Below are 22,856 nucleotides of genomic sequence, written 5' to 3'. Positions count from 1 at the left end.
ATCTCCGGGTCCCCGCCTCCCGCCGCCCCAAACATCGCCTCGCGAAATCGCCGTCCGAAGCGGCCGTTCTCCCGTGTCACGGCCGGTCGACCGGGTACCCGGGGCGCGGCAGCCGCCCGGAACGGGCCGGCAGGCACCACCACTGGAAGGCGAGCAGCGATGGCAGAGATCGTGAGAGAAGTCATGACGGCCGGTGTGGCGGCGGTCCGGCCGGACGCCTCACTGGTCGAGGCGGCCCGGCTGATGCGGGACCTGGACATCGGAGACGTCCTGGTCGCCGACGGCGACCGCGTGGTCGGCGTGCTCACGGACCGGGACATCACCCTCCGCTCGGTGGCCGAGGGAGCCGATCCCGTCGGGGTCAGCGCCGCCTCGGCGTGCACCCCCGATCCCGTGTGCGTGACCCCTGAGGACTCGGTGGCGTCGGCCGTGCGGCTGATGCGCACCCATGCGGTGCGCCGGCTGCCGGTGGTGGAGGACGGCCGCCCGCTCGGGGTGGTGAGCATCGGTGATCTGGCCGCCGCCCAGGATCCCGGCTCGGCACTGGCGGAGATCAGTCTGGCCGAGAGCAACAACGAAAGGAGCTGATCATGAAGGTCGCGTTTCTGACGGCCCCGGAAGGGGTCGAGCAGGTCGAACTCACCGAGCCGTGGCAGGCGGTGACGGACTCCGGTGACGAACCGCAGCTGGTGTCGACGAGTTCCGGCCGGGTGCAGGCGTTCAACCACCTCGACAAGGCGGACACCTTCCCCGTCGACCAGGTGGCCGCCGACGCCTCGGTGGACGAGTTCGGCGCCCTGGTGCTGCCCGGCGGCGTCGCCAACCCCGACGCGCTGCGGATGGACAAGGACGCCATCGCGTTCGTGAAGGCGTTCTTCGACGCGGGCAAGCCGGTCGCGGCGATCTGCCACGCGCCGTGGACGCTGATCGAGGCGGACGTGGTGCGCGGCCGCACCATGACGTCCTGGCCGAGTCTGCGCACGGACCTGCGCAACGCGGGCGCCGACTGGGTGGACGAGAAGGTCCGGGTCGACGACGGCGCGCGCAGCACGCTGATCACCAGCCGCAAGCCGGGCGATCTCGAGGCGTTCTGCGAGACGTTCACCGCGGAGTTCGCCAAGTTCGCCGGCGCGGAAGCAGGCGCGGGCGCGAGCCGCTGAGCGGTCCCTGACGAGGACGTCACGGCGGGTCGCCGGGGCGGGCGCGGCACGCGCCCGCCCCGGCCCGCGTTCCCAGGCGCACGACCGCGACCACGCAAGGGCTCACGCCCGCGGCCGCGACCCCGCGCCGGCCCACGCTCACGGCTGCCGCGACCGCGCCCCGGCCCGGGTGCGGCCCGGTGCGACGGGCCGCACCGGGTGGCGCCGCAGATACTCGCCCTCCAGCTCCGCCATCCGCACGTTGTGCGCCGCCAGGGCGGCGGCCGAACCGTAGAGCAGCGTGTCGTGCCGGCTGCGGTGGATCGTCTCCAGTTCCCGCAGCAGGTCCTGGTCGCCGAGCTGCGCCGGGTCGACGCCCTTGTGCCGGTGCTCGCTCCCGCTGTCGTTCGCGTTCTCGTTCACGGCGACCGTCCCCTTCCGAGTCGTGCTGGTCATGGCGTGTGGTGGTCGGCCTGACGGGTACCCGCTCGTGGCGCGATACCCGGCCTCCGAGGGAGGAAGTCATGCAGCTCTCGTTTCTCACCCCTCTCTATGAGCGTCCCGGCCCATGGGCCAGTGTTCATCTCGACACCGGCTGGGAGAACGAGTCCACGACCGCACGGCGCGAGCTCCAGGCCCGTGACGTGTGCGAATCCCTCGCCCGCCAGGGAGCCGACGACGCGACCGGGCGCGCTGTGTACGACGCGCTGATGTCACGTCCCGGGCCCACCCACGGGGCGGGGCGGGCCGTGTTCGCCACCGCCGGACGGGTGGTCCTCGATCCGCCCCTGGCGACCCACCCGCCGGCCCCCGTCGACGTGCAGTGGTCCGCGCTGCCGCACGTGTCGCCGCTGCTCGACCTCGCGGCCCAGGAACCGGTGTGTCTCGTCGCCTACATCGACCGGACGGGCGCCGATCTGGAGGTCCGTACGCCGCTCGGCAGCAGGAACGCCGGCGAGGCCCACGGCAAGGACTGGCCGCTGCACCGGACCGGGCGGGACGACTGGTCGGAGCGGCACTTCCAGCAGAGCGTCGAGAACACCTGGGAGGAGAACGCCGGTGAGGTCGCGGCCGCGATCGCCGCCTGCGACGAGGACGTCCGCGCCGATCTGATCGTGCTGGTCGGCGATCCGCGGATGCGCCGGGCCGTGCACGGCAAGCTGCCCCAGCCCCTGCACGGCCGCGCGGTGGAGTCCGAGCACGGCGGCCGGGCCGAGGGCTCCACGACCCGGCTGCTCGACGAGGAACTGGAGAACGCCCGGCACGAGCACATGCTCCGCAGGGCCGAGGAAGAGCTGGACCGGTTCCGCTCCGCCCACGACGCGAAGGCCGAGGGCGTGCCCGCCCTGGTGGAGGCGGCGCGCGAGCACCGGATCGCCGAGCTGCTCGTACGGCCCGACGGGCCGGACACGCACCGCGAGGTCTGGGTCGGCGCCGAGCCCGACCAGCTGGCCCTACGCCGTTCCGAGACGCAGTACCTGGGCGACACGCAGCCGGCGGCGGCCCGCGCGGACGACGCGCTGCTGCGGTCCGCCGTGGTGACCGGCGCGGAGGCGCAGAGCCTGCCGCCGGCCGGCGACGACACCCCGGCGGGCGGTCTGGGCGCGCTGCTGCGCTGGCCGTACGGGGAGATGGAACGGCCATGAACCCCCGCAGGACCGGGGACGAGCAGCAGCGGGCGGTGCTCCACGCGCTCCTCGACGACCACGGCCGCACGTACGCGGAAGAGGCCGGGATCAATCTCCGCGACACCCCGCAGCCGCTGTACCGGCTGCTGGTGCTCGCCCACCTGCTGAGCGCCCGTATCCGCGCGTCGGTGGCGGTCGCCGCCGCCCGCGAGCTGAGCGATGCCGGGATGCGCAGCCCGCAGGCGATGCGGGACGCCTCGTGGCAGGACCGTGTCGACGCCCTTGGCCGCGGCGGCTACCGCCGTTACGACGAGCGCACGGCCACCCAGCTGGGCGAAGGGGCGGAGCTGCTGATCGAACGGTACGGCGGCGATCTGCGCCGGATGCGGGAGCGGGCCGGCGGCGACGTGGACGAGCTGCGCGGCCTGTTGCGGGAGGTCCCGGGGATCGGGCCCGCCGGGGCGGACATCTTTCTGCGGGAGGCCCAGTCGGTGTGGCCGGAGGCCGGGCCGCTGCTGGACGAGAAGGCCCTCCAGGGCGCCCGCCGGCTGGGGGTCGGCGACGATCCCGGCACGCTGCTGAAGCTCGCGGACGACTCCGACGCGGCGCATCTGGCGGCCGGCCTGGTGCGCGCCGCGCTCGACAAGGACGTGGTGGAGTCGGCGAAACAGCACGCGGCGGCCTGATTCCGCCGGCCGTGCCCCGTGCTCTCCGCGCTTCTGCCGGGCGGCGGCCGCGCGCGTAAAATCTGACGGGCGCGATCACCCACCGGTCCGTTCGCCCGACTGCTCGAGATGGGGGTGGTCCTGATCATGCCTTCCCAGGACCCCGCCCCGGCGGACGGCGGACAGCGCGAGCCCAGAGCGCTGATCGTCCGCCTCAGCGAGGAGAACACCGCACTGCGCGAGGAGCTCTCCCGCCGTCATCTGACGGATCTGGCCACCGGGATCCTCGCGGCGCAGCTGCGCACCTCACCGTCGGAGGCCGGCGAGCATCTCGCCCGGCTCGCCGAGTCGGGCGCCGTGAGTCTCGAGGACATCGCCGCCGACCTCGTGAACGGTGTCGCCGGGGCCGTCACCGTCACCGCGCCCGCCGCGCCGCCGGGCTCGGCGGAGGAGGCGCACGGTGACGGACTTCCGCCGTACGCCGAGGAGCGCCGGCTGCGTCAGGTGGTCACCGCAGCCGAGGCGGCCGACTCCGTGTCCACCGGCGCGGCCACGCTGCTCGAAGGCGGGCTGGGGCCGCTGGGCGTGGAGTCCCTGTGGCTGTGGCGGCTGACGGGGTCCGGCTGTCTGCGGCTCGCCGGGCACGCCGGGGTGAGCGCCCTGGAGGCGTCGCAGTGGCGCTGGATCCCCCCGGCCGCTCCCGCACCGGTCCGCGCGGCCTTCGCGGACGGCGCTCCGGTGTGGCTGCCGACGGGCCCGTCGGCAGGGGAGCTGCTGCCCGGCCCGTCCGACCGGGCGGCCCGCGCGCTGTTCCCGCTGCGGCTGCGGGGGCGGACGATGGGGCTGGCGCTGGCCGTCTGGCCGGACAGCGCCGATCTGGACGAACGGCTCCGGGCCGCGCTCACGGGCCTGGTCGAGGTCGCGGCCCGGGTGCTGGGCGCCGAGGCGTCGCCGCTCTCCGAGGAGCCCGCGCTGGACGACCTGCTCGATACCCTGGTCCACCCCGCGATGACCCTGAGGCGCGACCCGCACACCTCGGCCCTGCTGGTCGAACATGTCAACGCGTCGGCGGGCGAGGCGCTCGGCGGCTCCCGGCGGGCCGTGGGACGGCCGGTCGAGGCCGCGTTCCCGCTGATCCACGCCGACCTCGACGCCATGGCCAGGCGGGCGCACTACGCCTCCTCCACGCAGCGGGCGGCGCGGCTGCCCGCGGAGCACGGGGCGGGCTCCGGCGGGCCGCTGCTGGATCTGCGGGTGCTGCCGGCGGGCGCGGACCGCACGGTCGTGCTGTGGCACACGTACAGCGACCGCCGCACGGCGGTGGGTCGCGCCGTCGGGCGGCTGCAGGGCCTGGCGCTGTTCGAGGACTATCTGGGCACCGGGCGTTCGACGTGGACGGAGCAGACGTACGCGATCTTCGGGATGGGCCACGGTGCGGCGCCGTTCCCGCTCACCGAACTGGGGCCGCGGGTGCACCCCGACGACTCGGGTGAGCTGGCCGAGCTCCTCACCGACCTGCTGGAGCGGCGCAAGGGCGCCGCCGCCGTCGTACGGGTGCTCCGCGAGGACGGCGGGCTGCGTCATGTGCGGATCGCCGCGGAGCCGCTGCTGCACGGGGAGGCCCTGTCCGGGATCACCGGCGTCTATCAGGACATCTCGGCCGAGTACCACACCGAGGTGGCGCTCACGGCGACGTTCGACCAGCTCACGGCGGTCAGGGCGCAGGCGACGCTGCGGCACCGGCTGGTGCTCCAGCTCCAGCAGGCGATCGTGCCGGAGATGCCGTCGCCCGCCCGGCTGCCCGGTCTGAGCGCGGCGGCCCGCTACCGCCCGGCGGCGCAGGAGTACCGGGTGGGCGGCGACTGGTACGACATCCTGCCGCTGCCCGACGGCAGGGTGCTGATGGCGGTCGGCGACATCGCCGGCCACGGCATCGACTCGGTCACCGGCATGATCGCCCTGCGCAATGCGCTGCGCGGGCTGGCCTTCACCGGCCAGTCCCCCGGGCGTCTGATGGGGCTGCTGAACGAGGTGACGCTGCACACGGCGGGTCATCCCACCGCCACGGCGCTGTGCGCGATGTACGACCCCGAGGACCGCGTCCTGCGCTGGGCGAGCGCGGGCCATCTGCCGATCCTGCTGCTGCGCGGTGGCAGGGCGACGCTCCTGGAGCCGCCGCAGGACATTCTGCTCGGCGCCGTGCACGCGCCGGTCTACGGGGAGGCGACGACGCAACTGGCCCCGGGTGACACGCTCCTGCTCTACACGGACGGTCTGATCGAGCGGCGTCACGACGGCCTGGACGAGGGGCTGGCGGCGCTGCGGCAGATGGCGGAGCAGCTCCCGGACCGCGAGGTGGAGGCGCAGGTGGACCGGCTGCTGAGCACGGCCACCGGGGACACCGACGACGACACGAGTCTCATCGCGGTCCGTATCGACTGACTCTCCCCTGTCGCGGGGCGGTGGTCAGCCGCCCTGGTCGAGCCGCTGCCGGATCTTGGCGACGAGCTGGTCCGCGTCCACCGGCTTGGACACGTAGTCGTCGGCTCCGGCGGCCAGGGCCTCGGCGCGGTCCCCGGGCATCGCCTTCGCGGTGACCACGATGATCGGCACACCGGCGGCGTGCGGCACCTTTCTGATCGCTTCCATGGCGGCGTAGCCGTCCATCCCGGCCATCATCACGTCCATCACGACGAGGTCGATCTCGTGGTGGGAACGCACCAGGTCGATCCCGGTCCTGCCGTTGTCCGCCTGGAGGACGCGCACGCCCTCGTTCTCCAGCAGTTCGGTGAGCGCGAAGACGTTCCGGGTGTCGTCGTCGACCACCAGGACCGTACGGTCCTTCACCGGCGCGCCGGTCGCCCTGTCGGCGTCGTCCCCGCCGTGGGCGATGACGTCGGGCTCCGCCTTGGTGGAGCCGCGCCGGTGGACGGGCAGGTACAGGGTGAAGCAGCTGCCGCGGCCGGGGGTGCTCTGCGCCTCCACCGCTCCGCCGAGCAGCAGGGCGACCTCGCGGCTGATGGACAGGCCGAGGCCGGTGCCGCCGTAGTGGCGGGACGGCGTCCCGTCGCCCTGCTGGAATGCGCCGAACATGCTCTCCAGCCGGTCGGCGGGGATGCCGATGCCGGTGTCGGAGACGCGGAAGGCGACGACGGGCCCGGAGTCCCGTACGGCCGCGGGCAGTTCCTCCTCTCTCGCGACGGCGACCCGCAGCTCGACCCGGCCCTGGTCGGTGAACTTGAGCGCGTTGGAGAGCAGATTGCGCAGCACCTGCCGGAGCCGGGCCTCGTCGGTGGTCAGCCACTGCGGCGCGTCCGGTTCGGCGACGACCTCGAAGGTGAGCTCCCGCTCGGTCGCCACGGGCCGGAAGGTGGACTCGACGTGCTCCATGAGCCCGCTGAGCGGGAAGGCCGCCGGGTGGATGGGCATCTTGCCGGCCTCGACCTTGGACAGGTCCAGGATGTCGTTGATCAGTTGCAGCAGGTCGGAGCCGGCGGAGTGGATGACCTCGGCGTAGTCGACCTGCTTCTCGGTGAGGTTTCCCTCGAGGTTCTGGGCGAGCAGCTGCGCCAGGATGAGCAGGCTGTTGAGCGGGGTGCGCAGCTCGTGGCTCATGTTGGCCAGGAACTCGGACTTGTACATCGAGGTGCGGGAGAGCTGCTGGGCGCGGGCCTCCAGTTCCTGCCGGGCCTGTTCGATCTCGAGGTTCTTGCGCTCGATGTCGCGGTTGCGGTCGGCCAGCAGCGCCGCCTTCTCCTTCAGTTCGGCGTTCGAGCGCTGCAACTCCTCCTGCCGGGCCTGGAGTTCCCTGGAGCGGGCGCTGAGTTCCGCGGTCAGCCGCTGGGACCGGTCGAGCAGTTCGTCGGTGCGGGTGTTGGCGATCAGCGAGCTGACGTTCACGCCGACCGACTCGATGAGCTGGTCGAGGAAGTCGCGGTGGAGGGCCGCGAGGGGCTGCACGGCGGCGAGTTCGACGACGCCGAGGAGCTGGTCCTCGACCACGACGGGCAGCACGATCAGATGGCCGGGGTCCGTCCGGCCGGTCCCGGAGAAGACCGTCGCGTATCCGGGCGGCAGGTCGTGGACCTCGACGGTGCGCCGGCTGCGGGCGGCCTGGCCCACCAGGGACTGTCCGAGCCGGATCCGGCGGCCCTGTCCGCTCCGTTCGTCCTGCGCGCCGTACGAGGCGATCATGACGAGTTCGGTGCCCTGTTCGCTCTCCTCGGCGAGGAAGAAGCCGCCGTACTGCGCGCGGACCAGGGGCGGCACCTCGTCCATGATCAGCTCGGCGACCGTGGTGAGGTTCCTGGTGCCCTGCATGAGGCCGGAGACCCGGGCCAGATTGGTCTTGAGCCAGTCCTGCTCCTCGTTGGCGCGGATGGTCGCCCGCAGCGACTCGACCATGGCGTTGATGTTGTCCTTGAGGTCACCGACCTCGCCGGGGGCCTCGACGGTGATGGAGCGGGTGAGGTCGCCCTCCGCCACGGCGCTGGTCACCTCGGCGATGGCACGGACCTGGCGGGTGAGGTTGCCGGCGAGTTCGTTCACGTTCTCGGTGAGCCGTTTCCAGGTGCCGGAGACGCCCTCCACCTCGGCCTGGCCGCCGAGCCGCCCTTCGCTGCCGACCTCCCGGGCCACCCTGGTGACCTCGGCGGCGAACGAGGAGAGCTGGTCGACCATGGTGTTGATGGTGGTCTTGAGCTCCAGGATCTCGCCGCGGGCGTCGACGTCGATCCTGCGGGTGAGGTCGCCGCGGGCGACCGCCGTGGTGACCTGGGCGATGTTGCGGACCTGGTTGGTGAGGTTGTTCGCCATGCCGTTGACGTTGTCGGTGAGGTCCTTCCAGGTCCCGGAGACCCCGCGGACGTTGGCCTGGCCGCCGAGGTTGCCGTCGGTGCCGACCTCGCGGGCGACGCGGGAGACCTCCTCCGCGAACGACGAGAGCTGGTCCACCATCGTGTTGATGGTCTCCTTCAGCTCCAGGATCTCGCCCCGTGCGTCGACCCGGATCTTCTGGGTGAGGTCGCCGCGGGCCACGGCGGTCGCGACCTGGGCGATGGCACGGACCTGGGAGGTGAGGTTGTCCGCCATGGTGTTGACGCCGGAGGTGAGCTCCCGCCACACCCCGCCGGCCCGGGGGTCCCTGGCCTTGCCGCCGAGCAGGCCCTGCCCGCCCACCTCCCCGGCCACCCGGGTGACCTCTGACGTGACGAGGGAGAGTTCGTCGACCATGCCGTTGTAGATCGCGGCGATCTCGCCGAGCAGCCCGGATTCGTAGGGCAGCCGGACGGAGAGATCCCCGTCGCGCACGGCCGTGAGCCCGGTCAGCAGTTTCCTGAGCCCCTCCTCGCTCAGCTCAGCGGGAGGGCGGGCCCGTGCAGGCTCGGGGGTACCGCTGGACGCGTCCATCGCAGACCTCGCGCTGTCGTGACGTACGGCGCCGCGGCCGCCGCCGCCGAAGCGGCGTCGCCCGCGGCCTTCTCCACTGTGGCACGCGGGCACCGTCACGACACTCCGGCGGCCCCGTCCGTCCGGCGGCTGCGGTGGGCCGCCCGGCGCGGGACCACGTCACGCGGGACGGAGACGGCGAACCAGACGGCCTTCCCGTCCCCGTGCCGTGCCCATCCCCACTCGTCGGAGAGGCGTTCCAGCAGGTAGAGGCCGTGCCCGGAGGCGCGGGCCGGGCGGTGCGGGCCGTGCGGGCGCGGGCGGGCGGTGCTGGTGTCGCTGACCTGGACCCAGATCCGGCCGGGGCCCCGGTCGATCCTCAGCTCGGACGGAACGCCACCGTGCGTACACGAATTGGTGACCACTTCGGACACGAGCAGCAGTACGTCGTCGAGCATGACGCGCCCCTGGGGCCCGGCGGGGACGAACCACTCGTCCAGCACCTGCCGGGTCAGGTCGCGGCACCGGCCCACCACGCCCTGTCCGCCGTCCAGCGCGAAGCGGCGGGTGCGGAAGAGCCGCGACTGCTCCGGTGCCTGCCCCATACCGGACCGGTGCCCCACTGAACCGCTTCAAAGCAGACCTATTGCTTCAAACAACCGCAAAGGGGAATCATCGGTACGTAAAGGAGCTCGACCGACGGTCCCGCTGCAGCCGACAGCGCCGGCCTCCGCCCCCGTCGAAGGAGCCTCGATGATGTCCAGCTCGACGCAAACCCAGCCATCCGTCCGTGCGGCGGCCCCGGGTACGGCAGAGCCGCCGCGCCGCACAGACGTCCCGGACCCCACAGCGGTCCCGGCGGCCACCACCACCGGGCCTCCCCGCCCCGGCCCGCCCGGGCGCGCCGTGCCGGCCGGCCTCCCGGAGATCCCCGACCCGCGCTCCGTCAGCCCGATGGACGCCCGCGCACTGTCGACGGCGCTGTTTGAACGGCTGGCGGTCCTCGAAGAGGGCACTCCGGAGTACTCCTACGTCCGCAACACGCTCGTCGAGCTGAATCTGAGCCTCGTGAAGTTCGCGGCGCTCCGGTTCGGGGGCCGGGCGGAGCCGATGGAGGACATCATCCAGGTCGGCACGATCGGGCTGATCAAGGCGATCAACCGGTTCGAGATCGGACGCGAGGTGGAGTTCGCCTCGTTCGCGCTGCCGACCGTGGTCGGCGAGATCAAGCGCTTCTTCCGGGACTCGAGCTGGTCCGTCCGGGTCCCGCGCCGCCTCCAGGAGCTGCGGATCGACCTCGCCAAGGCACTCGACCTGCTGGAACAGCGGTTGGGGCGCAGGCCGACGACCGCGGAGCTGTCCGAGTATCTGCACGTCAGCGAGGAGGAGGTGCTCGAGGGCGAGTGCGCGGCCAACGGCTACACGGCCCAGTCCCTCGACGCCACGGTGAACGACGAGGACGCGACGAACGCCGTCACCCGGCGCCTCGGTATGGAGGACCCGGCCTTCGACATCGTCGACTCCCTGGAGGCGCTCAAGCCGCTGATCGCGGGCCTGGACGAGCGTGACCGGCTGATCCTTTCGCTGCGCTTCCGCGAGGAGCTGACGCAGTCCGAGATCGGCGAGCGGCTGGGCATCTCGCAGATGCATGTGTCGCGCCTGCTCGCACGCATCCTCCAGAGGCTGCGCGCCGGAATCATGGACGACGGCCCGGCCCTCCCGGCACAGGACTGAGCCACACCTCGAGCCAGACCACTTTGCCGGTGCCACGGGCCTGTGAACCCCAGCGCTGCGCGAGCCGCTCCAGGATGATCAGGCCGTGGCCGCCCGGCTGTGCGAGGTCGCTCTGCGGCCTGGGTGCGGGCGGGCGGGGGTCGGCGTCGGCCACCTCGATGCGCAGCCGGTCCCCGACGTGGCTGAGCGTCAGTTCCTCGGGCCCTCCCGCGTGCAGGCACGCGTTGGTGACCAGCTCGGAGACGAGCAGCAGGACGTCCTCGACGACGTCGTACTGCTCCTCCGGGCCGGTCGCACGCCATCCCCAGTCGGCCAGCGCCTGCTCGGTGAAGTCACGGCACCGGCTCACCACGCCCCGCGTGCCGAACAGCGCGAGTCGGCGGGTCTGGGCATGGCCCGTGCTCATCAGGCCTCCCCTGCTCAGAGGGACCGCTCGTCGGCCAGCGCTTCCTCCACGCCGGCGTACACCTGGAACACCGCGTGCGCCCCGGTGATCTCGAACATGCGGGCGACGGGTGGTCTCAGCGCGGCCAGGTCGACGCGCCCGTCCACCTCCCGGGCGTCCAGCCGCCCGTGCAGCAGGACGTTCAGCCCCGTGGAGTCACAGAACTCCAGACCGCCGCAGTCGACGAGAATCCGCCGGGCGCCCAGCCGCACCTGCTGCGCGAGGGCTCTGCGCAGCGGTTCCGCGGTGTCGTGGTCCAACTCCCCGCTGAGGGACAGTACGACCGTGCCGCCCCGCTGCCTCGTGACGACGCCGAACCGCTCACCGCCGGAGGCCGACTCCTCCCCCGACTGCCTGGTCGCTCCCGAGACCATGGGCCTCCGCCTCCTCGACGCTCGTTGCCGGCGTTCACGACCACCGGCAGGACGACTGCTGACCCGACTCATGACGACGCATGACGACTGGTGCATGACGACCCGGCTGCCGCGCGGCGGCGACCGCGACGGCCCGGGGCCCTGCGGGTACCCGCCACACGCGGCGCCACACCGCCCCGCACCGTACGGCCCGCCGCGAGTCCCGCCCGGCAGAGCGCAAGCCCCCGAACACGGATCAATCGCCGTCAACGGGGTACGTGTCGTGTCCTCACGACCTGCCCCACGGCATATGCGGGGCAGCGACATACGTGGGGCAGCGACTTCACGAGTATCTCCGACGGAACGAGGACGGAGCACCGGCGATGAACCACACCCAGGACACGGCCCGGCCGGAAACTCTGCCCCCGGCCTCCGGGTCGTACGAAGGCCTCGGTGCGGCGGTGACCGAACCGGTGGCCGCGAGCGCCCCCGAAGAGCTGCCGCAGGACCACACCCAGGCCATCCTGCAGGCGACGAAACAGGTGGGCGCACTGCTCAAGGCGTCGGGCTACCCGTTCGCGCTGGTGGGCAGCGTGGCCGCCTACGCACACGGTGTCCCGACCCGGCTGCAGCACGACTCCGACTTCTGTCTGCGCAGGCAGGACGCGGAAGGCGTGGTGAAGACCCTCATCGAGGGCGGCATCCAGGTCGTCTCCCCGCCGGAGGACTGGCTGGTGAAGGCGAGGGCCGGCGGCGAGGAGATCGACCTGATCTTCGAACTGGCCCACCGTCCGGTCACCAAGGAGATGCTCGACCGGGCCGAGATCCTCCCCGTCGACTCCGTACACATGCCGGTGCTCGCCCCCTCCGACCTGCTGGAGAGCCGGCTCACCGCACTGTCCGAGCACCACTGCGACTTCGGCGCGCTGCTCCCCGTCGCCAGGGCGCTGCGCGAACGCGTCGACTGGGACCGGCTGCGCCGCGACCACTCGGCCTCGCCGATGCCCGACGCGTTCCTCTATCTGCTGGAGCGGCTGGACGTCATCCCGCCGCGGGAGGCGGGGCCGGCGCACGGACCGCGGGAGCACAGGACGTCCGAGGAGGCGCCCGATGAAACAACCTGAGGCATCCGAGTACCGGATCGAGCGGCTGCGCGACCGTCTCGCCGGCGACGAGATCTCCGAACTGGGGGTCCAGATCGACATGCGCGGCGGCTACGTGCACCTCTGGGGCACCGTCTCCACCGCCGCGTGCAGGACCGAGATCCTGCGCATCGCAGAGACCGAACTCGGCGGGCTGCCGGTGCGGGCCGACCTCACGGTCGCCTGCGCGACGGCCCCCGAACGGCCCGAGGAGCTCGAGTGATCCGTGTAGCCGCCGTGGGAGACATCCATCTGGGGCCCGACAGCCGGGGGCTGCTGCGCCCCGCGTGGGAGACGCTCGGCGACCGCGCCGACATGCTGCTGCTGGCCGGGGACCTGACCCGGCACGGCACCGTCGAGGAGGCCGAGGTGGTGGCCGCCGAGGTCGCGGACCTGCCCGTGCCGGTCGTCGCCGTACTGGGCAACCACGACTACCAGAGCGACCTCCAGGACGAGGTGGCGGGCGTGCTGGAGCGCGCCGGCGTCACCGTCCTCGAAGGCGGGAGCACGGTGCTCGACGTCGACGGCGCCAAGGTCGGCATCGCCGGCACGAAGGGGTTCGGGGGCGGGTTCGCGGGCCGCAGCGCCGGGGAGTTCGGCGAGCCGGAGATGAAGGCGTTCGTCCGCTACAGCCGCCGCTGCGCGGCCGATCTGGCCCGTTCCCTGCTGGAGCTCCAGGAGCAGAGGTGCGACGTGCGGATCGCGCTCACGCACTTCTCGCCGGTGCCCGACACCCTCGCCGGGGAACCGCCCGAGATCTACCCGTTCCTGGGGAGCTATCTGCTCGCGGAGGCGGTCGACGAGGCGGAGGCGGACCTCGCCGTGCACGGCCACGCCCATCTGGGGACCGAGCACGGGATGACCGCCGGGGGTGTGAAGGTGCGCAACGTCGCCCAGCCGGTCATCGGCCACGCGTTCGCCGTCTACCACCTGCCGGTGGAGGCCCGGATCGACGTCCCTGCCGTGGGGTGAGAGGTTTCGCCCCCAGCCGCCCGGGCAGGTGCGGATTGTGCTTCGGACAGGAGGCACGCCCCGTGGGAGCGGATGCTCCGGGTGCGTCAGGCCCCTGTCCGTTTCCCCGGGTGAGTGATTCCGGCACAGCTACCCCCAGATCCCAGGGAGTCGCGACATCATGCCCACGTTCGCACACACCAAGCACTCTCATTCCGACGCTCCCGACACCGCCGAGGCCTTCCGCAGGCTGGCCGAACTCGACGACGGACCGGAGCGGCAGGAACTGCGCCAGGAGATCGTGTCCGCCTGGCTGCCGATGGCCCAGCGGATCGCCGGCCGGTTCCGCAACCGGGGCGAGTCGCTCGAGGACCTCCAGCAGGTCGCCGCGCTGGGCCTCGTGAAGGCCGTCGACCGGTACGACCCCTCCCGCGGCGCCTTCGAGAGTTTCGCGGTGCCCACCGTCGTCGGCGAGGTCAAGCGGCACTTCCGCGACCACATGTGGGCCCTGCACGTGCCCCGCCGCGTGCAGGACCTGCGCAACCGCGTCCGGTTCGCCCGCCAGGACCTCGTCCAGACCATCTCGGGCCGCGCCCCGACGGTGGCGGAGATCGCCGAGCGTGCCGGAGTCTGCGAGGAGGACGCACTGGTCGGCCTGGAGGCGCTGGAGAGCTTCACCGCGCTCTCCCTCGACGCAGAGCTGCCGGGCGCCGACGACGGCTACTCGCTGAGCGACACCCTCGGCTCCGCCGACCCCGCCCTCGACGTGCTCGTCGACCGGGAGGCGGTCAAGCCCGGTCTGCGCAAGCTCCCGGAGCGGGAGCAGAACATCCTCTACATGCGCTTCTTCCGCGACATGACCCAGAGCAGCATCGCCCACACACTGGGGATCTCCCAGATGCACGTCTCCCGGCTGATCAGCCGGAGTTGCGATCAGCTGCGGAACGAGGTCATGCGCGACGAGACCGCGCCGCCCGAACAGGTCATGCGGAGCGCCGCATAGCGAGCGCCACATGCCGCGAGACGACGTCGAAGGCCCGTGCCTGCGCCATCGAGAAGGCCGGCGTGCTGCCGCTGCGGAACAGCGACAGCACGCCGAGCACGGGCCCGGCCGCGCCGTCCGCGTCGCCGCCGGGCTCCCTGAGCGGCACGCACATCAGCGAGGTGACGTCGGCCTGGACGAGCACCGAGTCGCCGCCCCGGTCCCGTCCGAACGAGTCGAGGTCGTCCGGCCTGACCTGGAGTACGGGCCAACCCTCGGCGGCGCACTCGACGGCGATCGGGCAGCCGGCGGGGTCCTGGTCGGAGATCCGCGCCGCGACGGCGGCCGCCTCCTCGCCGGCCGGCCCGAGCACGGCCGTACGGCGCAGGGCGCCGCCGGTCACGAGATCGGCGACGACCCAGTCTGCGCCATGGGCGGCGAGGACGGCCGCCGCCGCGGCGAGGGCGGCCTCCGGATCACCGGCCGGCGCCCGCAGCAGGGCGGTGGTCATCGCGTCGAGCAGGTCCATCTGGGCGGCGTGGCCGGCCGCCTCCGCGAGGTCGGGGGCGGTGGCGCGGCGCAGCCGGGTCCCGGGGGCCGGGGCGGCTGCGCCGGCGCCGGCGGCGGCGGCGGCCGGGGCGACGGCCGTGTCGGACTGAAGGACCGACTGAAGGACCATCAGCACGGCCGGCTGCGGCTCGTTCGGCGGGCGCAGGGCGGTGAGCGTGGCGCGCAGCGTCTCGTCCGGCCGGTGCTGCAGGTGCAGCCGCAGGCTGCGCGGTCCCTCGCCCCGGGCGACGGCCGCCGCCTGCGACCGGAGCGCGCCCCGGTCACCGGGTCTGAGCAGTCCGGAGAGCGGCCGGCCGGCGGCGAACCCGGCGCGCACTCCGGTGAGGTCGGTGGCGGCGAGGTTCATCCGCCTGACGACCGTGTCACCGCCCATGAGGACCACGGGCAGCGGAAGCCGCTGGAAGAGCGCGCGCAGCAGCTGGAGCTCGGTACGGTCCGCCGCCGCCCGCGCCGGGCCCTGGCCGGCGAGCTGCTCGTACTTGGGCCACAGCGTCTCGGCGACATGCTGGAGCTCGAAGAGGGTGGCGTCCAGCAGCGTCTGCTGCTCCTCCGGGGGGAGCCCGCGCGCGGCCCGGAGCTCACCCACCCGGCGGACGAAGTCCTCAAGGTCGTCACCGAACTCATCGATCTCCGCCATGGGAGCAAGTTATCCGACGCCGATCCTCCGCACGGCCCCGGCCAGGGGTTTGTCCGGGATCGAGGCGGGCAGCCGCACCGGCGGGAAGGAGAATGCACATGCTGACCCCGCCGGACCCTGTCGTGGATCCCGCGGCCACCGCACGCGACCTCTCGGACTTCAGTGAAGCGGCGATGCGCTGCGTGGACACCTGCTGCGGTGCCGCCACCACGGTCGCCGACGGCGCGTCCGAACGCCGTGCCGCGGCCACGCACCCCGATCTGACCAGTCTGCTCTCGGTCGAGTTCGACTCGGGCCAGGGGCCCACGTCGAGCGCCCTGGACGCCGGCGAACCCGTCGCCGCCGCCGACCTGCTCGACGAGGAGCGCTGGCCCGTCTACCGCGCCGCGGCCCTGGACTCGGGCATCCGGTCCAGTGTCACAATGCCGTTCCGCCGCAGCGAGGTGGAGCTGACGCTGAGTCTCTACAGCTTCCGGCCGGGAGCGTTCGAACACCTGGCGCTCCAGCCGGTCGTCGTGCTGGGCGAGCAGTTCGCCCAGCAACTGGTACGTGACCACCACTACCGGGCCGCGCTCGCCCAGGTGAACCAGCTCGAGACGGCACTCGACTCGCGTGCCGTGATCGACCAGGCCAGCGGCATCCTGATGCACGCCCTCGGCTGCGGGCCCGCGGACGCGTTCGACGTCCTGCGGCGGTTCTCGCAGCGGAGCAACCGCAAGCTGAGCGTCGTGGCCGAGGAGGTCGTCCGCAGCAGGGGCCGCAGCCTGCGGGAGCCCCGGCACACAGAGTGACTATACCGGCGTGAATCGGTGCATTCCGCAGCCGTGACGGGGAAGCTGTCCGGCATGGAACTACGCGAGATGCTGCGCCCGGACGCCACCCTCCCCGCCCTCGCCCAGGGATACGCCTGGCTGCCCGGCCTGCGGCGGCGCAGCGGCGACGGTCCGGTCGTCCGCACCCGTCTGATGGGACGTCCGGCCGTCGTCCTGCACGGCCCGGAGGCGGTCCGCTTCTTCTACGACGAGAAGCACGTCCGGCGCCGCTCCGCGCTGCCCGGGCCCGTCCTGGACACCCTCTTCGGCCGGGGTGCGGTCCACACCCTCGACGGGCAGCGGCACCGGGCGCGCAAAGCGCTCTTCGTCTCGCTCCTGAAGGACCCGGCGTCGGTGGACGACCTCGCGGAACGCGCCGGCGCCCGATGGGACGAGGCCGCCGCGCAGTGGGCGCACGAGCCGCGGATCGAGCTGTTCACGGGGGCGGGCGTGGTGATCACCCGCGCGGTCTGCGACTGGGCGGGCGTGCAGTACGAGGACGACGGCCGGGCGACGGCCCGCGATCTGGTGGCGATGGTCGACGGGTTCGCCACGGCGGGCCCGCGGCACCTGTGCGCCCGCAGGGCCCGCGCCCGCCAGGAGGAACGGCTGGGCGCCCTGGCCGAGCACATCCGCTCGGACGGGCCGGTGCCGGCGGACTCGGCGCTGCACGCGGTGGCGGTGCACCGCGACGCGGACGGCAGCCTCCTGGACCCGCACACCACGGCGGTCGAGGTGCTCAACGTCATCCGGCCGACCGCGGCCGTGGCCTGGTACGTGACGTTCGCCGCCCACGCGCTGCACCGGTGGCCGCACCATCGCGAACTGCTGCGCACCGGCGGCCCGCGGTACGCGGAGGCGTTCGCCCACGAGCTGCGCCGCTTCTATCCGTTCGTGCCGTTCCTCGGCGGGCTCGCGGCGAAGGATCTCCGCTGGCGGGACGAGCGGATCGACGAGGACACGCTCGTCCTGCTGGACGTGTACGGCCACCACCACGATCCGGATCTGTGGCCCGATCCGTACGTCTTCGACCCCGCGCGCTTCGAGGACGGCGGGCCGGCGGGGAGCGAGCTGCTGATCCCGCAGGGCGGCGGCGACGCGGCGACGGGGCACCGCTGTCCCGGGGAGGACATCACCGTGGCCCTGCTGAAGGTCCTCTCGGTGCGGCTGGCCCGTCTGGACTACGGGGTCCCGCCCCAGGACCTGTCCATCCCGCTGAGCCGCATCCCGACCCGCCCGGCGGACGGCTTCCTGCTCGCCCCGCAACCGCCGACCGCCGGCTGACGCGGCGGATCCGCCCAGGGCTGGTGCCGCTGGGTGGGCGGGCCGGGCTGACTCTGTCAGCCCCGCCGGCGTTTGAGGCGCGGGGCTCGGGGCGGAGCCCCGACGGGACCGGCAAGCTCCAGCCCCGCCGGCGGTCGAGGCGCAGGAGCCCGGGGGCAGCGCCCCCGGTAAGCCCCCGTCAGCGGCGCGGAGTCAGCGTCGTCCGGCCCCACAGCCAGTCGCGCAGCGCCGACAACCGCGGGCGCTTCTCCCGGCGTTCCCGGGTGTGGCGGTCGAGTTCCTCCATGAGGCGCCGGGAGCGGTGGTCCATGTCCAGCTCGTCGAGGATGCGGTCGATCTCCGTGAGCAGCGCCCCGTGCAGCTGCCATTGGCGCGGCTGCTGCTGGACCCCCTGGAGCAGCAACTCCGCGGCGTTGTCGCGGCTGCTGCGGGCCGCGGCGAGCTCCCCGGTGAGCCGTTCCTCCGCCGCGTCGGCGCTCTCGCTGGTCTGGGTGGTGACCAGGACGGCGAAGCTCACCAGCGTGTCGGCGACATGGGAGAGGAGCTCCTCGAGGGCGACGCCGACCTCGTGGCCGAACAGGTCCTCGTCGCGGCGTTCCTTGGCCAGGTCGGTGATGGTGCGGGCGAGCACCCGCAGCACGACGGCGCAGATCTCCAGCGTGTCGAGGCCGGTGCGCAGCACGATGCGGTGCAACAGGCCCTCTTTGACGCGCGGGTTGAAGCGGAGGCTGTCCTCGGCCTGCCGCAGGGCCGCGTCGACCTCGGCGATGTCGTTGTCGAGCCTGCGCGCCTCGTGGAGCCGGGCGGCCGCCCGCTCGACCGGGGTGTGGATGGTCAGTTCCTCGCCGATGTGCAGCAGCAGCCGGCGCATGCGCCGCCCGAGGTCCTCGATCGATCCCCCGGCGGCCTCGACCCAGACCGGGGGCACCAGCAGGATGTTGAACAGAAGCCCCACGACGGCGCCGACGAGGGTCTCCAGCACCCGGTCCCAGGCGGCGTCGCCCACCTGTGTCACGCCGAGCACGAGCATGGCGCTGATCGCGACCTCGGGGACGAACTCGTCGACGCGCACGAATCTGCCGACGATCAGGGAGGCCAGGATGATCAGTCCGAGGCTCCACCACGACAGTCCGACCAGTGCGCTGAAGCCGATGGCGATGAGCACGCCGACGACGACGGAGTTCACCCGGCGCACGCCGGTGGTGAGCGTGGCGTAGAGGGTGACCTGGACGACGAGGAGCGCGGTCAGCGGCGCGGTGAGCGGGGGGACCTGACTGTCCACCACCTGCAGGGCGACCACATAGGAGATGGTCGCCGCCGCGGCCGACCGCAGCGTCTGCACGACGGCCGGCTCCTTGCGCCGGCTGACGATGCCGGCCACCGGTGTGCGTAGCCTCGAGCCAACCTCAGACACCTCGGTCCTTCCCCGCTCCCTCGCCCGGACGCCGTGCGCCGTCGTGTCCGACCCCCCTCAGCGCCCGCCGGATGCCGCGCCCTCACCCACGGTCTGGGCGCCCTGCCGGATGCGGCCCACATACGTCTCCGCCGCGAGCAGCGCCTCGCGGGCCGTGCGCTCGCACATGAGCACGCACAGCGTGTAGGCCGTGTCCTCGAACCGTCTCCGGGCGGAGTCGTCGTGGGGAGCGGCGAGGACGTAATGTTCCTGCGCCCGGTAGCGGGCAATCAGCCTGGTGATCACACTCGTGTCGGGCATCAGCATCGTGGTCTCCCGGTTTATGCGGCCCCCTGAAACGGCGGAGCGAGGTCCGTCCGGTGCCTCATTGTGAACCGGAGCGGTCCCGTCCGCCACACAGCTGGCTACTGTAGGTAGTCGTCGGTACGGGGACGTATCACGGCGCGCCGCAATCCCCGCTCTCAGGGCGTGTCGCGGGGTTCACAGCGGGGCCCGCAGGCTGGTGGAACCGTTCCGCCAGGCGGTCAGGAGCCGCTCGGCGAGCCGGTCCTCCAGCCAGGTCGTGGCCGCGATCCCGAAGGCCATGTCGGGGGCGAGCGACGGCTCGTCGGCCAGCAGCCCGCCGATGACGTCGCGGCGCACGATCTGCTCGTGCACGGCGTCCGCCGTCACGTGTTCCGCGTAGAAGTGCTCGGCGGCCGGGCCGGCCCCGGTGCGGCGCATCGCCTCCGCGAGCCGCCGCGAACCCGGCGAGGACGTCACCTCCACGGTGGCGAAGTGCCCCACCAGGGCGCCTCGGTGGGCCCGGTGCAGTCCGAGGAGCGACATCAGGTTGACCGTCGCGAGCATCTCGGCCGGGGCGGCGCCGAGGTACCGGCCGTAGGCGGTGTCGAGCCCGAGGTCCGCCATCAGGTCCGCGAACAGCCGGGCGTGCACTCGCTCCGCGCGGCCGGCGCCGAACTCGTCGAACTCCACCGCCACGAAGGCGGCCTTGGCCCGCCCGCGCAGCCGCGGGATCACCCAGGCGTGCGGATCGGCCTCCTTGAGGTGGTAGAGCGAGCGCTGGGCCGCGTACTCGCGCAGCTGCCACAGCTCTCCCTTGTCCATGAGGAAGTGGGACACCCCGGCTCCGTCGACGGGCTCCACGAGCAGTTCGTCCAGGGCCTCGTCGAGGTCGGGGTGATCGGCGGTCCGTTCGCGGAGCGCCGCCAGGAAGCGGCCCTCCATCGCCGCGCGCAGGCCGAGCAGCCCGGGCTCCCACTCCCAGGCCGGGTCGACCCCGCGAAAGCCCCGGTAGTGGAGCTCGTAGCAGAGGTAGAGGGCCAGCTGCAGGTCGTCGCCGAAGGGGTCGGCGGCCCGGGCGCCGCGAGGATGCGGTACGGGGTCGCCGGCGGGGCCGCGCAGGGCGGTGAGGACTCCCTGCGACAGCTCGCCACGTGCACCCGGCAGTTCGCCCTCCGGGCCGGTCCCCGGTTCGGGGGTGCGGTCCGCCATCGGTCACCTCCTGCCGCGCCGGCGGTGGCTGGTGTCGCACCAGGGGTACGTCCGGCTCCGCCGGCAGGTGCACAGCGCCACCATGAACCGGTCGGACCGTACGGTGCTCCCGTCCTCGAGCACCACCTCCACCGGGCCCTCCACGAGCATCGGCCCCTCCCGGGTCACGGTCACCCGGCAGGGCGCGGGGGCGGTTCCTTCCTCAGGGTCGCTCGGCACGGATGATCACCAGCTCTTCCTTGTCCTCGCCGGGAGCGACCAGCCCCCGGCGCTCCAGCCAGTCGGCACGGGAACGCAGCACGGGCCCGAAGGGGACGACATGGCGCTCCACGACGGCGGCGTCGAGTCCGGCGCCGTGCAGCCGGTCCAGGGTGGCCTCCACGCCGCTCAGCGCCGAGTGCACCAGCAGCAGGGCGCCCGACGGATGCAGCAGGCCGGCCGCACCGTCGCAGATCCGGTCCAGCACCGCCCTGCCGTCGTGCCCCGCGTCCCAGGCGACCGCCGCGCCGCGGCGCGGCACCCCGGGGCGCGGCGCGGGCACGTACGGCGGGTTGCACACGATCAGGTCGAAGCGCCGGTCCGCCGCCGGGTCCAGCAGATCGCCGCGCAGCACCCGCACCTGCCGGCGGGCCAGCGCCGCGTTGAGCCTGGTGGCCGCGACAGCACGCCAGGACCTGTCGACGGCGGTGACCCGGGCGCCGCGGCGGGCGGCCGCCAGCGCCAGGGCTCCAGTGCCGGTTCCGACGTCGAGCACCTCGGCGCCGGGCTTCAGCGGTTCGCGTCCGAGCGCGTCCGCCAGCAGAAACGTGTCGCTCTGCGGGGCGTAGACCCCCGGCGCGAGCACGAGCGCGTCCGCGCTCCGGTCGACTCCCAGCACACTGGTCATCCGCGGCTCCCTCGGCCGACGTGCGGGCGGCCTGTGACGCCGCCCGGCGGGTTCTTGATCCCCGGGTGCCCACTGCCGCCGGTTTCATCCGTTTCGGTCCGGCCCGCCCGGGGACCCGGAAAGCGGCCGGTCCGCTTCCCAGGAACCCACGGAGTCGCAGATGAGCGCGAACACAGGACTGCGAGTGGTGGTCACGGGAGCCACCGGAAACGTCGGCACCAGTGTGGTCGGGGCGCTCGCCGCGGACTCGCGGATCGCGTCGGTCCTCGGTCTGGCGCGCCGGGTCCCCGATCTGAACATCTCGCGCACGGAGTGGGCGTCCGTGGACCTGTCGCGCGAGGACGCCGGCGAGACGCTCGTACGGCAACTGGACGGCGCGGACGCCGTGATCCACCTCGCCTGGCAGTTCCAGCCGACGCACTCCCCCGTCACCACCTGGCAGACGAACGTCCTGGGGTCGATGCGGCTCTTCGAGGCCGTCGCAGCGGCGCGGGTACCGGTCCTGGTGCACGCCTCGTCGGTCGGCGCCTACTCGCCGGGCCCCAAGACCGGTCCGGGCGTCGACGAGTCGTGGCCGACGAACGGCTGGCCGGACGCGGCCTACTGCCGGGAGAAGGCGTACGTGGAGCGGGTGCTCGACACCTATGAGCTGCGGCACCCCGAGATACGAGTGGCACGGATCCGCCCCGGCTTCATGTTCAAGGAGACCTCGGCTAGCGAACAGCGCCGGATCTTCGCGGGCCGGTTCCTGCCGGGCCCGCTGCTGAATCCGGCACTGCTCCCGTTCGTCCCGGACCTGGAAGGGCTGCGCTTCCAGGTGCTGCACACCGACGACACCGCCCAGGCGTATCTCATGGCGGTCCTCCTCGACGCGCGCGGGGCGTTCAACCTGGCCGCCGAGCCGGTGATCGACGCGTCGGCGCTCGGGGAGCTGTTGGGGGCCAAGGTGATCCGGGTCCCGCAGCGGGCCGTGCACGCCGCGCTGTCGGCCGCCTGGAACCTGCGTGCGGTCCCGGCGTCGCCGCATCTGTTCGACGCCATGCTCCGGATGCCGGTGATGAGCACCGCCCGGGCCAGGGAGGAGCTGGAGTGGCAGCCGCGGCACAGCTCGACGGAGGCCATCGAGGAGTTCCTGCGCGGGGTCCGCAAGGGCGCCGGAGAACGGACGGCCCCGCTGGCGGGCCACCGCGCGCACTGAGCCGTGCTGCCGTAACCATGCCCCGTGACTTCGGCCTGTCCGGCTAGGACTTGTCCGGTCGATCACGTGACTACTCCGTGCCGGGGCCGTTGATGTGGACATGGGGCGGGGTGATCTGAGTGATGCCGAGTGGG

The 22,856-nt window shown here is 73.0% G+C and carries 24 protein-coding genes; 13 read left to right on the top strand and 11 right to left on the bottom strand.

Annotation, left to right across the window (positions count from 1 at the left end; translation table 11 throughout):
* The first annotated feature begins 159 nt into the window (after positions 1–159).
* Positions 160–588 (top strand): CBS domain-containing protein, encoded by a 429-nt coding sequence (locus tag ACWD01_RS07050; protein WP_451158923.1) that lies wholly within the window; start codon positions 160–162, stop codon positions 586–588.
* A 2-nt stretch (positions 589–590) separates the two neighbouring features.
* Positions 591–1,160, top strand: a complete 570-nt coding sequence (locus ACWD01_RS07045; protein WP_451158921.1) for a type 1 glutamine amidotransferase domain-containing protein — start codon at positions 591–593, stop codon at positions 1,158–1,160.
* Positions 1,161–1,298: 138 nt separating this feature from the next.
* Here ACWD01_RS07045 and ACWD01_RS07040 read toward each other — a convergent pair whose 3' ends face one another.
* The gene (locus ACWD01_RS07040) at positions 1,299–1,595 is read right to left on the bottom strand and encodes a DUF6158 family protein (protein WP_451158919.1); all 297 of its coding nucleotides are present in this window, start codon (positions 1,593–1,595) and stop codon (positions 1,299–1,301) included.
* Positions 1,596–1,663: 68 nt separating this feature from the next.
* On the opposite strand from ACWD01_RS07040, the gene ACWD01_RS07035 reads away from it, so the two are divergent.
* The 3 genes from ACWD01_RS07035 to ACWD01_RS07025 all read left to right on the top strand — a co-directional run bounded on the left by ACWD01_RS07035 (position 1,664) and on the right by ACWD01_RS07025 (position 5,874).
* On the top strand, positions 1,664–2,785 hold the full coding sequence (locus ACWD01_RS07035; RefSeq protein ID WP_451158917.1) for a baeRF2 domain-containing protein: 1,122 nt from the start codon (positions 1,664–1,666) through the stop codon (positions 2,783–2,785).
* On the top strand, positions 2,782–3,453 hold the full coding sequence (locus ACWD01_RS07030) for an endonuclease (protein WP_451158915.1): 672 nt from the start codon (positions 2,782–2,784) through the stop codon (positions 3,451–3,453). The genes ACWD01_RS07035 and ACWD01_RS07030 overlap by 4 nt, the downstream gene beginning before the upstream one ends.
* Positions 3,454–3,579: 126 nt before the next feature.
* The gene (locus ACWD01_RS07025) at positions 3,580–5,874 is read left to right on the top strand and encodes a SpoIIE family protein phosphatase (protein WP_451158913.1); all 2,295 of its coding nucleotides are present in this window, start codon (positions 3,580–3,582) and stop codon (positions 5,872–5,874) included.
* 24 nt (positions 5,875–5,898) lie between these two features.
* On the opposite strand, the gene ACWD01_RS07020 is transcribed toward ACWD01_RS07025, so the two are convergent.
* Positions 5,899–8,841 (bottom strand): HAMP domain-containing protein, encoded by a 2,943-nt coding sequence (locus ACWD01_RS07020; protein WP_451158911.1) that lies wholly within the window; start codon positions 8,839–8,841, stop codon positions 5,899–5,901.
* 95 nt (positions 8,842–8,936) lie between these two features.
* Positions 8,937–9,425 carry an ATP-binding protein gene (locus tag ACWD01_RS07015; protein ID WP_451158909.1) on the bottom strand — a complete coding sequence of 163 codons (489 nt, stop codon included), beginning with the start codon at positions 9,423–9,425 and terminating at the stop codon, positions 8,937–8,939.
* 151 nt (positions 9,426–9,576) lie between these two features.
* Between ACWD01_RS07015 and ACWD01_RS07010 the strand changes: the two genes are divergently transcribed.
* Positions 9,577–10,554, top strand: coding sequence for a SigB/SigF/SigG family RNA polymerase sigma factor (locus ACWD01_RS07010; protein ID WP_451159381.1), 978 nt, complete (start codon positions 9,577–9,579; stop codon positions 10,552–10,554).
* Here the strand turns inward: ACWD01_RS07010 and ACWD01_RS07005 are convergent.
* Positions 10,517–10,960: an ATP-binding protein gene (locus ACWD01_RS07005; protein ID WP_451158907.1), complete on the bottom strand. Its 444-nt coding sequence runs from the start codon at positions 10,958–10,960 to the stop codon at positions 10,517–10,519. The two genes, ACWD01_RS07010 and ACWD01_RS07005, sit on opposite strands and share 38 nt — an antisense overlap.
* A 14-nt stretch (positions 10,961–10,974) precedes the next feature.
* The gene (locus tag ACWD01_RS07000) at positions 10,975–11,373 is read right to left on the bottom strand and encodes an STAS domain-containing protein (protein ID WP_451158905.1); all 399 of its coding nucleotides are present in this window, start codon (positions 11,371–11,373) and stop codon (positions 10,975–10,977) included.
* A 362-nt stretch (positions 11,374–11,735) separates the two neighbouring features.
* Between ACWD01_RS07000 and ACWD01_RS06995 the strand changes: the two genes are divergently transcribed.
* From ACWD01_RS06995 to ACWD01_RS06980, 4 genes are all read left to right on the top strand, one after another.
* On the top strand, positions 11,736–12,476 hold the full coding sequence (locus tag ACWD01_RS06995) for a nucleotidyltransferase family protein (RefSeq protein ID WP_451158903.1): 741 nt from the start codon (positions 11,736–11,738) through the stop codon (positions 12,474–12,476).
* Positions 12,463–12,717, top strand: coding sequence for a BON domain-containing protein (locus ACWD01_RS06990; protein ID WP_451158901.1), 255 nt, complete (start codon positions 12,463–12,465; stop codon positions 12,715–12,717). The genes ACWD01_RS06995 and ACWD01_RS06990 overlap by 14 nt, the downstream gene beginning before the upstream one ends.
* Entirely contained in the window at positions 12,714–13,466 is a 753-nt protein-coding gene (locus ACWD01_RS06985; RefSeq protein ID WP_451158899.1) for a metallophosphoesterase family protein, read from the top strand. The genes ACWD01_RS06990 and ACWD01_RS06985 overlap by 4 nt, the downstream gene beginning before the upstream one ends.
* A 160-nt stretch (positions 13,467–13,626) precedes the next feature.
* The gene (locus ACWD01_RS06980; protein WP_451158897.1) at positions 13,627–14,448 is read left to right on the top strand and encodes a SigB/SigF/SigG family RNA polymerase sigma factor; all 822 of its coding nucleotides are present in this window, start codon (positions 13,627–13,629) and stop codon (positions 14,446–14,448) included.
* Here ACWD01_RS06980 and ACWD01_RS06975 read toward each other — a convergent pair.
* Positions 14,429–15,634, bottom strand: a complete 1,206-nt coding sequence (locus ACWD01_RS06975) for a PAS domain-containing protein (RefSeq protein ID WP_451158895.1) — start codon at positions 15,632–15,634, stop codon at positions 14,429–14,431. The two genes, ACWD01_RS06980 and ACWD01_RS06975, sit on opposite strands and share 20 nt — an antisense overlap.
* 98 nt (positions 15,635–15,732) lie before the next feature.
* Here ACWD01_RS06975 and ACWD01_RS06970 point away from each other — a divergent pair, with 98 nt between their 5' ends.
* Both ACWD01_RS06970 and ACWD01_RS06965 read left to right on the top strand, forming a co-directional pair.
* The gene (locus ACWD01_RS06970) at positions 15,733–16,425 is read left to right on the top strand and encodes an ANTAR domain-containing response regulator (protein ID WP_451158893.1); all 693 of its coding nucleotides are present in this window, start codon (positions 15,733–15,735) and stop codon (positions 16,423–16,425) included.
* Between the two features lie 54 nt (positions 16,426–16,479).
* Positions 16,480–17,730, top strand: coding sequence for a cytochrome P450 (locus ACWD01_RS06965; protein ID WP_451158891.1), 1,251 nt, complete (start codon positions 16,480–16,482; stop codon positions 17,728–17,730).
* A gap of 178 nt (positions 17,731–17,908) precedes the next feature.
* Here ACWD01_RS06965 and ACWD01_RS06960 read toward each other — a convergent pair whose 3' ends face one another.
* From ACWD01_RS06960 to ACWD01_RS06940, 5 genes are all read right to left on the bottom strand, one after another.
* Complete coding sequence (locus ACWD01_RS06960; protein WP_451158889.1) at positions 17,909–19,144, bottom strand: FUSC family protein; 1,236 nt, start codon at positions 19,142–19,144, stop codon at positions 17,909–17,911.
* Positions 19,145–19,201: 57 nt separating this feature from the next.
* On the bottom strand, positions 19,202–19,450 hold the full coding sequence (locus ACWD01_RS06955; RefSeq protein ID WP_356896143.1) for a DUF5133 domain-containing protein: 249 nt from the start codon (positions 19,448–19,450) through the stop codon (positions 19,202–19,204).
* Between the two features lie 174 nt (positions 19,451–19,624).
* Positions 19,625–20,638: an iron-containing redox enzyme family protein gene (locus tag ACWD01_RS06950; protein WP_451158886.1), complete on the bottom strand. Its 1,014-nt coding sequence runs from the start codon at positions 20,636–20,638 to the stop codon at positions 19,625–19,627.
* Positions 20,639–20,641: 3 nt separating this feature from the next.
* Positions 20,642–20,788, bottom strand: coding sequence for a CDGSH iron-sulfur domain-containing protein (locus ACWD01_RS06945; RefSeq protein ID WP_451159379.1), 147 nt, complete (start codon positions 20,786–20,788; stop codon positions 20,642–20,644).
* 52 nt (positions 20,789–20,840) lie between these two features.
* Positions 20,841–21,524: a HemK2/MTQ2 family protein methyltransferase gene (locus tag ACWD01_RS06940; protein WP_451158884.1), complete on the bottom strand. Its 684-nt coding sequence runs from the start codon at positions 21,522–21,524 to the stop codon at positions 20,841–20,843.
* 160 nt (positions 21,525–21,684) lie between these two features.
* Here ACWD01_RS06940 and ACWD01_RS06935 point away from each other — a divergent pair, with 160 nt between their 5' ends.
* On the top strand, positions 21,685–22,722 hold the full coding sequence (locus tag ACWD01_RS06935) for an NAD-dependent epimerase/dehydratase family protein (RefSeq protein ID WP_451158882.1): 1,038 nt from the start codon (positions 21,685–21,687) through the stop codon (positions 22,720–22,722).
* Positions 22,723–22,856 lie beyond the last annotated feature (134 nt).

This window comes from Streptomyces sp. NPDC002835 (assembly GCF_053591995.1).
The sequence above is the reverse complement of the archived record's forward strand: the minus strand, read 5'-3'. Positions and strand labels throughout refer to the sequence as shown.